The 13,494-nt window shown below is 37.4% G+C and carries 10 protein-coding genes and 1 tRNA gene; 1 reads left to right on the top strand and 10 read right to left on the bottom strand.

The annotated features are described in order from the left end of the window. Positions 1–274: 274 nt before the first annotated feature. The 4 genes from rsgA to ACZ481_RS08285 form a co-directional block, all read right to left on the bottom strand. Positions 275–1,354, bottom strand: coding sequence for a ribosome small subunit-dependent GTPase A (gene rsgA, locus ACZ481_RS08300; protein WP_464769680.1), 1,080 nt, complete (start codon positions 1,352–1,354; stop codon positions 275–277). 251 nt (positions 1,355–1,605) lie between these two features. After that, positions 1,606–1,680 (bottom strand) — tRNA-Arg (locus ACZ481_RS08295). A 302-nt stretch (positions 1,681–1,982) separates the two neighbouring features. Next, positions 1,983–2,315 (bottom strand): zinc ribbon domain-containing protein, encoded by a 333-nt coding sequence (locus tag ACZ481_RS08290; RefSeq protein ID WP_464769679.1) that lies wholly within the window; start codon positions 2,313–2,315, stop codon positions 1,983–1,985. 253 nt (positions 2,316–2,568) lie between these two features. Beyond that, the gene (locus ACZ481_RS08285) at positions 2,569–3,525 is read right to left on the bottom strand and encodes a site-specific integrase (RefSeq protein ID WP_464769678.1); all 957 of its coding nucleotides are present in this window, start codon (positions 3,523–3,525) and stop codon (positions 2,569–2,571) included. Between the two features lie 259 nt (positions 3,526–3,784). Here ACZ481_RS08285 and ACZ481_RS08280 point away from each other — a divergent pair, with 259 nt between their 5' ends. Next, the gene (locus ACZ481_RS08280; protein WP_464769677.1) at positions 3,785–4,597 is read left to right on the top strand and encodes a hypothetical protein; all 813 of its coding nucleotides are present in this window, start codon (positions 3,785–3,787) and stop codon (positions 4,595–4,597) included. 105 nt (positions 4,598–4,702) lie between these two features. On the opposite strand, the gene ACZ481_RS08275 is transcribed toward ACZ481_RS08280, so the two are convergent. From ACZ481_RS08275 to ACZ481_RS08250, 6 genes are all read right to left on the bottom strand, one after another. Next, positions 4,703–4,831, bottom strand: coding sequence for a hypothetical protein (locus ACZ481_RS08275; RefSeq protein ID WP_464769676.1), 129 nt, complete (start codon positions 4,829–4,831; stop codon positions 4,703–4,705). 143 nt (positions 4,832–4,974) lie between these two features. Continuing rightward, on the bottom strand, positions 4,975–5,517 hold the full coding sequence (locus ACZ481_RS08270) for a hypothetical protein (RefSeq protein WP_464769675.1): 543 nt from the start codon (positions 5,515–5,517) through the stop codon (positions 4,975–4,977). A 61-nt stretch (positions 5,518–5,578) separates the two neighbouring features. Then, positions 5,579–6,142 carry a hypothetical protein gene (locus ACZ481_RS08265; protein WP_464769674.1) on the bottom strand — a complete coding sequence of 188 codons (564 nt, stop codon included), beginning with the start codon at positions 6,140–6,142 and terminating at the stop codon, positions 5,579–5,581. Positions 6,143–6,221: 79 nt separating this feature from the next. Beyond that, positions 6,222–10,247, bottom strand: a complete 4,026-nt coding sequence (locus tag ACZ481_RS08260; RefSeq protein ID WP_464769673.1) for a phage tail tape measure protein — start codon at positions 10,245–10,247, stop codon at positions 6,222–6,224. 821 nt (positions 10,248–11,068) lie between these two features. Next, on the bottom strand, positions 11,069–12,298 hold the full coding sequence (locus ACZ481_RS08255) for a hypothetical protein (RefSeq protein ID WP_464769672.1): 1,230 nt from the start codon (positions 12,296–12,298) through the stop codon (positions 11,069–11,071). Positions 12,299–12,417: 119 nt separating this feature from the next. Further along, positions 12,418–13,221 (bottom strand): hypothetical protein, encoded by an 804-nt coding sequence (locus ACZ481_RS08250; RefSeq protein WP_464769671.1) that lies wholly within the window; start codon positions 13,219–13,221, stop codon positions 12,418–12,420. Positions 13,222–13,494: the final 273 nt, after the last annotated feature.

The raw sequence follows: 13,494 nt of genomic DNA, 5'->3' as shown, positions 1-13,494 counted from the left end.
CTCCTCGCTCCGTTAATCCTTTATCTTGCTGCTATAAATCAATTATAGTAGTTAGATTATTACAATGCACCCTACAAGGTAATTCGGAAACAAAAAAACGACACGGCAAAATCACCGTGTCGCTCTCACCTTAGCCCATTATGCTCCTCCTAAATTGTAGTTTTAGGATGGAGCAAGGCTATCTCACAGCATGTTTGTTATGCGATAAGCCTTTGCTCCGCATAACACCGACTCCAAATAATATAGGATGATAAGCCAATTTCCTTTCTTGATTTTACCTCTCCCGATTTTTACCTTTTGCAAACCTGCGGGCCTTCTTCATACCACCTACACTGCTAAACATTTCATTCAGCTTCGTAGTTTCAATTTGCTTGAAATTAAGCCCCTCGTATTTTGCCTCTTTCTTTAGTTTTTGATAGCTTAACAGCCTTTCGCCGGAAAGAGTACCGTGGCCAATCGCTTTTTGCACCGCACAACCCGGTTCGCTGGCGTGCGTACAATCATGGAATTTACACATAAACGCCAGTTCGTCAATATCGGCAAAGGTTTTAGACAGATTAGCACTTTCCAGGCCAAGCGCTCTCATTCCCGGCGTGTCAATGACTATGCCGCCATTTTTCAGCAGAATAAGCTCGCGCCTTGTGGTCGTGTGCTTCCCTTTATCGTCATTTCTAAGTCCTTTGGTATCCAGCTTATCTTCTCCAATTAAGCGATTGATAAGAGTAGACTTGCCAACGCCTGATGAACCGATAAACGCGATTGTTTGGCCTTCTTTAATATACCGCATTATCTGGAAATAGCCGTCCTCACGCATGGCCGTGGTAACAAGCACAGCGGCGCCAACGGCGACAGTATCCACTTCATGGAGTTTTTGTTCCACATCGTCAGATAAATCCGATTTAGTCAAAACGATAACGGGAACTGCTCCACTATCCCAGGCGATGGACAGATAGCGCTCCAACCTACGCAGATTAAAGTCGTTATTCAGCGACATACATATGAAAACCGTGTCGATATTACTCGCCACAACCTGCTCGTCGTTTGCTGTTCCTGCCGCCTTTCTGATAAAGACGCTTTTTCTTGAAAGCACATGATGAATAATGGCATTCCCGTTTGCGCTTACCTCCCGGTCAAGCATGACAAAATCGCCTACCGCCGGAAAATCAGATAGCGTTTTCGCCCCAAAACGAAATTTACCGGACACCGCGGCCATCATTTCACCGTTTTCGCACATTACCTTATATAAATCTTTCGATTGCGAAAAAACACGCCCAACATAAAGACCATTAAATAAAGTAGATTCAGCCGCAAACCTATCGGTGAACCCTAATTTTTTCATATCTATTTTATGCAATTTTTTATCCTCCTGAAAGTTATAGTTATAACTTATGGGAGGTTTTTGTATCGTCTAATTTACACAAACCTCCCGGCTTGCTACAATCTCCGCTATACCATATTTAAACATAAACCTGTATCTCCTTAACATTAATTTTTATGCTTCATCAGCATTTTACCACAAAAACGCTGGCAAGAAAAGCGTTTGCGGATATTGTCCAAAGCATAAAAAAGCCTTCTCAATAAAACTGAGAAGGCTTGGTTTTCCTCTGGTGCGCCCGGCAGGAATCGAACCTGCGCACCCGGTTCCGGAGACCGGTGCTCTATCCCCTGAGCTACGGGCGCGTTATGTTGTCTTAGCCACGAATAAGATTATACGTGATCTTAGGCTCTCAATTGTCTCGCTAATGTATAGCGTGTAACCCCTTGAATTCCTCCCGTAGTCCTATGCTCTATCCTCACTTGAAGAATTATAGCATACATAAGATATTAACGCAAGAGAGTAAAATAAGTATTTTTTATGTATTGCCTCCTCGCCTAACCTCATACCCCGCTCAGGGGCGTACCTCTGCGCTGCCCTATACTGAGTAAGAGTAAAAGCGTGCGACCCTCCCCATTTTTCTTTAAATTCATAATAACTTTCCTTGTTATTTCTGCCTGGGTTCTATACTCTTGTTGTCAATAGCGGCCCTTTGATATGGCGATAAGTTTTCTTTAACTTGCTCCACTATCGGCAAATCCCTTCCGCAATATCTGCAGACTTTAGCGTCTGGTTTAATCAACTCAGCGCAAAAGGGACATTTTTTCATTCCTTCACTTATTAGCTGATCCTCTGTTGGTTTAATAACAAATGAATGAATTAATGCTACAATGAATAATGCTGCTCCATAAATCCACCACAAGATAAAGTCTCTGCCCTTAGACTTTGCAATAAATGCTGGAATGAGTCCTAATAACGCAGCGTAGATAAATAGTTCCATTAATCATCAATCCTCTCATATCATTGCTTTAGTTTTATTATATGGTTGTCATTATGTCGAATTTTGTTATTTCCCAAAACGACCTAAAGCTATTATCAGATTTCAAGCAAATTTTAGTACATAAACTGGGCGTTCATAATACGTCCGTACCTTTGCAGAAAAACCAGTCTTTGGAATAACGCAAGACACCAAGGGTATGCCTGCAGCAACAAAAAGAAAAAGCAGAGGTTTACACCCCCGCTCTACCGCTTAACTATAGCCCTACATTAGCCGCTGCATTATTTTTAAATAGTGTAGCTTCTTGAATATAGCCTCTCATGACCGTTGTGGACTTATGCCCTGACTGTCTCATGATGTTTCTTTCATCTATACCACAATCAGCAGCAGTAGTGATGAATCCTGATCTTAAGCTATGACCTGCGTATTTACTAGCGTCTAACCCTGCTTGCTCTGCCAGCTTCTTCACGATTAAAGCGACAGCCTTATCGGTCATTGCATTAGGTTGTACCTGGCTATGTCTGTTGATACCTCTAAAGATTGCACCTTCGGTTATACCTGAGACATTCATCCAATCAAGTAATGCTCTTACTGGACATGTATCAGGATTGCTGCCATAAGGTATACCTTTCTTAGTCCCCTGTCCTTCCTGGTCTGTCTTGCTGTGCCTTAATGTTACCGTTAGGCCATTTCTGTCAAAGTTAATATCTTCTACAATTAGGCTTACAAGTTCTGATCTTCTAAACGCGCCAGCAAATCCAATAAGTATCAATGCTCTATCCCTGATATCTATCAACCTATCGCCTAATGTTTCAATCATTAACTTAACATCATTAATAACGGCAGCTTGCTTCTTATCAGCCATAGTCCCTTTTTCTCTTTTGATACCCTTAAGCAATGCCTTTACTGCAAATGCTTGTGTAGGTGTCTCATAACCTGCCGCTTGATGAGCTTGGCTAATTGCTGAAATTCTTCTATTGATAGTTGATACCTTCTTATCCTGTGCTAATCCGGTAATATAACTAATGATAGTTCTTACGTCTGCAGGTAGAGGGGATACATTAGTCATTGCACAGTAGGCCGTAAAATCAGCCCAGTCAAATCTATACGACTTGACTGTGTTATCAGCCTTGGACTGTGCAATATACTTTCTAGCTTGCTCAGAAAGTACCTCTGTTGAAATTCCTTTAACAACCTCTACCAAATCAGCCATTAGATTTACCTCCGATTTCGCATTTCTAACTTCCTATAACTTTATATTATCGGAAGTTATATTCTACCTAAATAATACCAAATAAGAGGCATAATGTCAATGAACGTTAGTAATATTCAACATAATTATTAAGAAACTTATGAAGATAATTTTGATATATGCTTTTTACTAGAAAATATTTGTAATAAATCTAGGAGGATATTCCAAAATAAAATTTAAATTACAGTCTATAATATTGTAAGAAAGTAGAGAGCAATTAATGAATATTACTAATCCGCTATATCCTGCATTAGCTAACGTGTATTCAACCTTGAATACACTAAACGGAATACTTTATCAAACTACAATACATCTAGATAAAAGCAAGAATGTATATGAAACGAAAATTAAACTAAATAAGTCATTCATTGGCTCATCATTAGTTATTAGCGATTTAACAGAATCTCCCGGTCATGGCTGGCGCGAACATTTTACATCTGGCAGCTTCAGTGCAAAAGGAGAAGAAATACTTAAAACTATTACTGTAATTGTTCAACGCCACTGTGCTTGGTCAGTGGCACAAGGATATGAAGCGTTTGAAACATTCCTTTATGATATTATTTCGGCATATCTGGCATTCTGCGATAATTCTAGAATACAAGACCCTAACGAACCATTACCGACAACCCAAGAAGAATGGAGAAACTATATTTGCACCAATAAAAAATATCGCAATAATAAAGATATCTTTAAATTCATTCGGAGAATTGCCCCTCAGTTAGCGTTTTTCGAGAAAAATAATAATCGGAATTTAGACCTAAATGAATGGTATTGGGTAATTTCCAACATGAGACATGCCATCGTGCATTCAAACTCTAACATAAAAAGTGTTAAAGGCTGGAACAGCCAAAAAAGAAAAATCCTTGAGGTACATTTCCCAGGCAAATTAAAAGAAAATACTTATGGAATTGAATTAGATTTAGAACATGCTAAATTTGCGCTTTGCTGTTTGGGAGAATATGCGTTTTTAATTTTCAAACAACTTTCAATTGTTGCCGATCATAAATGGCAATTATTTAACAAAGACGAATAGCGCAAGCAGCACAAAAAAAGAGGAACAAGAGAGTCAATCCCCCCCCTTGTTCCTTTGAATGATTTATCAACCTTAAAAATCGCTTGCAGTCATATGTTTTGAATCCTATTTGCCTTTTTTAGTTTGAGCTAATGCAGTCCCTGCAACAGATTTAGATTTTTCACTAAAACGATTATCGCGTAGAATCTTAGATGCAGTGGTTGCCACTTTAGGACTGGTCTGTTTTTTATTCACTAGTTTCACCTCCCCAAAACACAATATAATGTATTTTCATACACCCTATTGTACTATATATAGTATTCCAGAACAAGTGTTTTATGGTAACTTTTCCCCAAATTAATTAACAACACCAGAAAAAAGTAATCTACCTTTCACTTTCATATCTCTACCCGTATCGACTTAAGTTCACCTGCAATCATATCAGCTATCCCTTCGGCCATCACATCAGCAATAGCCTCCTCAATCCCATGGATAGAAAAATTTATTTCCTCCTCAATTATGTGCATGGCCTCCTGCGGCATAAACTCAGGCTTTCTCATGCGCTCCAATGAGCGACCTTTGGCTCTACCGTCAGAATAGGCTAGTTCACCATCAGCATTCTTATACCAACCTCTAGCACGTCCTGAGACATCATAGCCTCTCCTATCTGGATTCCATAGTCCCGACTGCATGTATTCACTCAGATAAGGATTGTTTTTATCCATTAGTGAACCTTTGCCATACTCAAGAATGTAAGCTTTCATGCCACTTGCTTCGATCTTAGATATAATAGTATCCAATGTTAATACAGTAGCAAAGTCAATCTCTGCTTTACCCTCTAAAGAAAATCCGTTATATCTGTTTTGTACTCTTCTAACTATACCTTCTGAACATTGGTAAATAACACTCATGGCTAATTTATAAATATCTTGTTCGTTCATCTAATCATTCCTCCAATTAAAATAAGGGATGCCTCGTTTGAGACACCCCCTTTAACTTCTTTTATTCCATCACAGGTAAGTCAAAATATATCCTTATGACCTGACTTGCGAATTCACTGTCAAGATACTTTACAATATCCTCTCGTTCTTCTCTACCGTCCAAGGCAAGATAAACTATATCTAACATTGCTTCTTTAGAATCTTCATCAATACAATTATTAATTATATTTACTGTATCAATCCTCTGTAGTAACTCCATTGCCTTTACAAAGTCGGTAATTAAGTAACTATATGCAGTATGTTGGTTTCCGTTTCTATCATTAACTATAGTTCCACTTTTGACTTCTTTCATACTATTATCCATCCTTCCAAATCCTATTAAATTAATGAACGCTACTTTTGCCATATGTATATCGAAGGTATCAACATTAGTCCCTTCTTTAGTTGCGTACTTTAGTAGTTTCTGTAGTTCTTCCTTTTGTTCTATTAATGTGTATTCTTCAACAGTCCTAAATCTTTCAAACATAGTCCCGCCCAACATTAACATATCAATTACTTTAGTTATTCCTTTAGTTGCTTCTCTGGCATCTTTAAGTAGCATTGGGTAAATTTGATGTTTGTTCATGTGTCTGTCAATTAAATATTGGTTATACATAGGATCAATCCTTTCTAAATATCAAGAGGAGCTTCAATAGCTCCTCTTTTTAACGCCTATAGCCGAATGCCTGTGATTTCGCTAACATTTCATTAAATTCATCCATAGTCATTTGCTGTTGTATCATTATAGGTTGAGCTACAGATGTCCCACCACCGCTATCAGGTTTATTTAATAGTGCCAATATAAGTTTATTCTGTTGTTCCATTAAGGCCGTCTGACGTTCTAATTGTAGCTCCGTCATTCGGTTTTGATTCTGTTGTGAAGCTGCAGCTACCTGTTGTGGCAGTTCAGGATTCTTTAAATAAGGGACATAAGGAGTGTTAATCATCCCTAATTCTTTCCCTGATTGTAACCAGAGCTGCCTACCTCTTTCCTTATGATCTTCAAGAGGGATTATAGCCTCACGCTTGTTACCTTCACGTATCCAGGAAAGCTGTTGCTGGCTACCTATGGAACCCTTAGCGTTAGCGGCAACAGTTACAGGAGCAAGGTTGAAAGTAGGTAATTTAGAACCACCAAAGAGATTAAACAAAGAACCTAGTAAACTCGGAGTGCTATTCTGAATTCTAAACAAGGCTTTAATAGCATCATTGGCTAAATCATTCCATTGTTTGCCCCAAACTTGACTTAAAGACTGATTTTGAATCAATATATCAGAGGCCATACTGGCATACTCTGAGCGAATACTATAGAATTTATCTCCTAGTTCATCAAGCGACTGTTTAAGAGATTCTACGTGATTCCTTTGTTTTAACAAATCTTCTTCAGAATGTGGACTATCTTGAATTTCCTTAAGGCGTTTTTCAGCAAATGCCAACTCTTCTACAGCATACCTTTGGTTGATTATCCTTTGTTGATTTTCAGTAGAGAACCGCCCTAATCCGATTAATTCATATTCTTTGTTATATCCTAAGTTTCTCATTTGTGAATCATAAAGAGCAACCGCATCACTTATAGCAGTCTTTGCGGTATCATTAGCGCCTTTCGTTGCATCTTTCTTTAAATCAGATACTTTAGTTTTTAGTTCGTCTGCCAGGTCAATAAGTTTTAATAATGTTTTCTCATCCTGAACATAGTCCCGGTATGACAATAACAATTCCTTTCGCTCTTGTGTGGATAAACTTTTCCAAGTTTCTTTACGTTCCTTCAATGCATTAACCAAAGTTTCATTATTGGCTACAATATCATTGGCTTGCTGTGTATAATCATCTGCTAGACTTTCCATCTCCATAGCTCTAGCCATTAAATCTAAAATATGATTATTCATTAATGATAACTTGTGATCTGTAATATCTGCTGATACTCCAAATATATCTTGCTTTGTGTTTAATCTATCTAAAGCAGCTTGATAATCATCTGTAGAACGCTTTAAATCTTTAAATAATGCATCAACTTCCCGGCCTTTCTGAAGTCTGAATAGTTCGGCTGATTTATCTGCAGGTTCTTTTAAGTTATTACCTGCAGTATTCTTTTTCTTACTTCCGTCCTGTTCCGGAACTTCATCCCCTCCTACCTTTAAGCCAGTGGCACCAGGAACATAAAGACCACCTAAAGACGCTGCAGTACTACCTTTGTTTGCATAGAAAGATACAGCTTTGTTCTTTATTTCTTCTGCCTTGGCATTAGCTTCTTCAGCTTCTTTTTTAATTTGGTCAGTTACAGCAGCTATGTCCTGCCCTTCGGGTACTACTATACCGGCGATTTTCCATTCGTCTTGTATTTGACCATCTGCAAGGCTGTTAAGGTAATTTGTTTTGTTGCGGTAATACTCAAACATAAATCTATCTATTTTACCTAACGCCTCTCCTATAGCGTCTGCAGCTTTGTCGAATGCAATCGCTTCATTGTTAATAGCGTTAACACGCTCATTACAGTAAGTAATAGTATCATCAGCAAGTTTCCTTTGTGTAGTTCTTAGCTCATCCAATGAAGTTTGTATTGCTAATGCCTTTTGCGAATGTGTTTTTTGTTCCTGAGTTATTGCTGATTGAATATCATCTGAAGCTTTAATGCGTTCTAAACCTGATTCACCAACAACTTTTCCTAATTCTTCTTCAGTAGTTTCTATGATCTTCAGAAGTTTGATTCGAGCCTGTTCATTATCTCCAACTTTAGCTACCTGATCTTTAAGTTGAATATAAGCACTGCCCAAAGTCCCTATATGTTCTACTTGACGTTTATTCATGTCTAATTCCTGTTGCTTCACACTAATCATATCTTTAGCTTTTTGCTCAAGTTGTTCTGTTTTACTTACAGATTCGCCAACATTTGCGGCATAGATTGCTGTGGCAGTACCTGCTGCAATGATTCCAGCCAATAATAAACTAAAGCCACCTGTTGCGGCTGCTGTTGCTGTTCCAAGTGTCCCCATTGCTCCGGCTGCTCTTGTTGCTGCTCCTGCTTCTGCAGTCAAGGCCACGGTTTCTGCTGTAGTAGTTGCCACATTAGCGGCCTTAAGAGCATTTAAGCTTACCATTGACCCTTCAAGGAATGTGATTGCCGTTTTAACTCCATACAGTATAATCGTCCACTTAACCATTGAGCCAACTACAGAATAAACTTGAGTAGGTATTTGCTGTAGTCCTTTTACAAAGTTTGTAGCATCATCTAGCCAGGTCTTAATATAAGAGGCTGCTCCTGACTGACCACCTGTCATTACCAATGATTGCAAAGATACTTTTAATTGTTCTGCCTTGCGTATGATAGTATCCATTTGGTAAACAATCTGTTGATCTGTGAATCCTGCTGAGTTAATACTAACACCTAATAGCCTTATGTACTCGTTAGGGTCCGACATAAGCCCTGCCAAGCGGGAAACCTGATATTTTCCCCCGGCCCAATCTCTAAAGGCTTCTTCAAGGTTCGTCTTAACAGCAGGAACTTTAATCATAGTCTCAAGTAAAAGGTCTGTAAGTTTCTTGAAGGATTTTTCCCCGTTCTCACCAACTTTGTAAACGCTAATACCCAGCTTTTCAAACTCTGCAATAGCTTTGCTGCTATGCAGGCTGTTCGCTATGGCCTTAATGCCGTTGCCAACCAAAGCCCCGCTTTGACCTGAATTTTTTACAATTGTCCCTATGAGTGCGTTCAGTTCATCAAAAGATATTCCAGTAGCATGAGCGGCAGAAGCACTGCGCATATGGGCTTCTGCTAAGTCCTGTGCAGATACTTGGGCATTGTGGCTAACTGCTGTTGCAGCATCCATGGCATGAGTAGCAAAATTAATAGCGTTCCCCTGTTGTTGGAACGCTGAAATAGTTGATTCAATATATTTGTTTGCTATCGCAGGATTAAAATTATCGGCTATAGATAGCTTGGCAGCAATATCAGTAAGCTTCATCGCTGTTCCTGTATCTTTATAAACCCGACCAACTAAGCGCAAGGATTCAGTTATAGAATTAATTTCTAAACCGTACTTCTGAGCTACAGCAAGTGATTCTTTGACTATTTGATTATAAGCATACTGATTTTCATGCATCTGAGGTAGCACTGTCATTAGCTGATTATACTGTTGTTCTAAGTCCGCAAGCGTCTTAATTGAAGCATAAGGAACACCTATAGCAGTTCCTAGTAAAGCACCTGATAACATATAACCTGTGTGGTGTTTCATACTGCCCAAGGTTCTCTCAAGTAATCCCGCATTCTTATTAGCCAGCCCTAGAGTATTACTAAAGGCTTTATGTTCGCGGTCTAGCTGTTGAATCACAGGAACCAACCCTTGATATTTTTTAAGATAGTCCTGATTACCTGTTTCCTGAAATAATCTATGATACTTCTCGGCCTGGAGGGTTAGGTCTGCAATACCCTTTTTATATCCATCAACAAACTTGAGTATTCCTGAATTATTAGTACCTCCAATTTTACCTAATGATTCATTGATTGCCTGCCCTTGTTGATTAACGATTTTTTTTGCATCTAATAGTTCTTTTTGAAGTTGATCTGATATCTTAGTATTAGTAGCTTTCCTTTGTCCGACCTTGGAAAACTCCTCTTGAATACTTTTGATATCAGCCTTTAGTTTATTGATTCCTGTAGCTATTAGATCGAATTCTATCTTGCGGTTTTCGCTCATATAACACACTCCTATTATGTATTGTGTAGGTAAAACATTTGTTCCTGAAAAATCAGGAGCGACCTTTAATGACATAAAAAATAACCTTACGAAAAGAGTAAGGTTTAACACTAGAAAAACGCTGGAAGATTCCTTATAGATACTAAGGTTTTTCAATTCATACTATTATACTAGGAATTAACATATAAAATTGTATAACTATGCCAAGTAACTAACATTAGTAAAACATTGGTATCTATTGATTTCTCTAGTGTTTGCTTTATATGATTATCTGATTGAAACTGAGGGTTTATGTATGATTTCTGCATATTTTACATGGTTCTTATCTTGGTTCACCTAATACACATTAAGACCAATTCAAGGTGTAAGATCATAAGTAAATCAATCCAAACAATAAGCGCAGTTCGCTTATCCTGTAGCGTTAGCGGAAGGATAAAACCCCTTACTATAGTTTATAGTTATGTATTGGTTACGGATTGCTTCGCAAACTTTATCGCTACGCGCTAAAGTATATTTCTTGACCAAATATAAAAGTGATTATCGTATTATGTTTTTATCTTGGATTGATTTAATCAGGCCGTAAGGCCATTGACTCCGCAGAGTCAATTACTCCTACTTAGGTATAAACTATAGTATGGTGTTACGGTATACCTTTCGCTGACGCTACAGGTATGCGCTATCGCGCTTATTGTTTAATCAAATATAATAGATTTATCTTTATGATATTATCCCCCTGTTTCTTTCTAATGATGACCCCCTTGGAACCCTTGATTTTCCTGGGTTTTTCAAAAGAAAAAAGCAAAATATTTGCTTTTTTTTCATTAGACTGACTTTGGTATGCCTAAATATCTTTTAAGTATTCCCCTCATACGACTGCTAGGAACATATAGTCTTATCTGATTGTTGTCTCTAATGGCTGACCTGAATATAAATTGTATCATTTCAGATAAAGCATACTGATCTTTGATAGCTGTAGTATTAACTAATGTAATGTTCTTCTCAAGAAAGAAATGTCTTACAGATTCATCCATGTATTTATTAATTAAGTAAGCTATTGAAGTTTTATGCCGGTATTTATTGGTAGCACGGATGTTATGTGATAAGAAATCACCTGCTCTCTTTATCGTTAGTCTTTCCTCAAAGTCTTTAAATGTAGTCCATAGATTATATTCTTGTTTTGTATTACAGAAGTTTTTGAAGAAGTTCTCAAGGTTAATCTTAAGTTTATCAAAGTGTTCTTTTTTAGCTTTATTCTTATACCAGGTGCTACATAACGCTGTATTACTTTGCCCTATTTCTTTTGCTGCTTTGGTTTCATAAAATAAAATCAACTCTTTTATCCATGACACGTCATCAGGTTCATTATTATGCTTAATTAATTCATAATTAGGCTTGTTAATAACTTTATACTTTTCCCATGTCAAATTGCAGATGTCAAAGTAAAATCTCATTATCTGACAATCGAATAAATACGTTAGTACATACACTTCATCAAAACAATTAAAGATTTCCGGTGGAAACGTCCAAACAAGTGACTTTCCATTGACAACATAGATTGACTTGTTCTTGCATAGTGTTTTTAACTTCCTTGCCCACCGACCGTCATATACTTTTTCATCATTCCATATTAGACGGTTATCCTCATCAACTGAACAATATCCTTCCTTTATAACCATTTGCAAGTCTGCCGTTGCTATTTCTTCAGAATTTACAATGTCCATAACCTCATCAATAATTAATATGTAATTCTGTTTCTTAAGTAACTCCAATGTAACATGAGTACTTCTCTTAAATAATTCATGTGTTGATACAATGTTGTTTCCGTTCTCTAGTAATTCATGGAAGTTGTTCATTTTAGTGCATACTTCACCATCTTGATTATATTTGGACGGTTCTACAAAGTTAATACAGTCCTCTATCACCCGCTTAAATTCATCAAGATAAGGCGTAATGTATATGTACTTTTTGTTTGGATTGTCATTAATCATTTGAATAGCATAGGAAGTCTTGCCGATTCCCATGATACTATCGATTATTTTAATATCTCCCATGTGTATACCTCACATTTATTTGATTGTAATAAATAGGCAAGAGAAGTTAACAAACTTCTACCCGCCTACTATTTCTTTGTATTTTGTTAAAATGCTTATGTTGCTTATCACTGTTGGTCTTACGTCTTAACTATATATTGCGCTGGAATTCCTAAGAATCCCGTAAAATTCGTTTGTTGTTCAAAAGTTTCGCAATTACTATATACTTTCGTACAATGCCGTTCAACAGTATAAGAACCTTCAACCGTTCCTATGAATCCCACCTCAACATCTATGCGTTTACCTACGGAATCTTTAATAACTCTCAACTGGTGATCGATTGTAATAATTCCATTCCTCCAGTAACCATCTGGTTTTGTCTGTTGGATATATATATGATTACTTGTGCTGCCACTTTGGACGATACCTGTAGATAAATCCTTATTAGCAAAACATGATACTTGATCTGCAAACTCATTGTTACAGCTTAACATTAATGTTCTGCCTGAAGTAAAGTCATTAGGCATCATAGGCCGTACATCAGCTTTAAATGTAGCTTTTCCCAAGTCTAACTCAGGAGCGTCTAAGAAACCTATGAATCTTATCCTATATTGACTAGCGTCTGTAAGAGCCGCAGGATATGGGATATCGAAAATAATAATCTTGCAATCCCGAAAGTCATAACCACCGAATATAGCTGCAGAAAAACTATCGTCAACATTGCTGATTGTTACTTCTGTTTTATCTCCTTTGTTATCCACAGTTTTCTTAGTTACTCCAATTTTAATAGGTACTGCAGTATAAAGCTGATCGCTGAAAGTGATGTCGATATCGCATAGCGCAAGGTATACAGTTACATGTTTTAGGTATAGTTGAATCATAGGAATAAAAAAAGGATTATCCTTTTCTTTCTCTTCTGCTACTTTTATAGGAAGTAATTGCATCGCTTCGCTACACCTCCCATACCTTTCTGAGAATTACACTACCTTTATTTTTTTTAATTAATTTACCTATTACCGCTCACTCCTCTTTAGTTACTAACGTCTGTTACAACATCACCTGTCTGACTTAAATAAATCTTTAGTTCTTCATCATTGGATGATAGGCAGTCATATTCATTTTTCATTGCTTCTAAGTATTCTTTTGTATATTCAAGCTTTCTCCAATCTCCCGCTTGTTCAAGTTCTATTAAGGACTTCTCTTGTTCATAAGTTTAT

This window comes from Sporomusa intestinalis (assembly GCF_055383785.1).
Note: the sequence above shows the minus strand (reverse complement) of the source record. Positions and strands in the feature narration are given on the sequence as shown.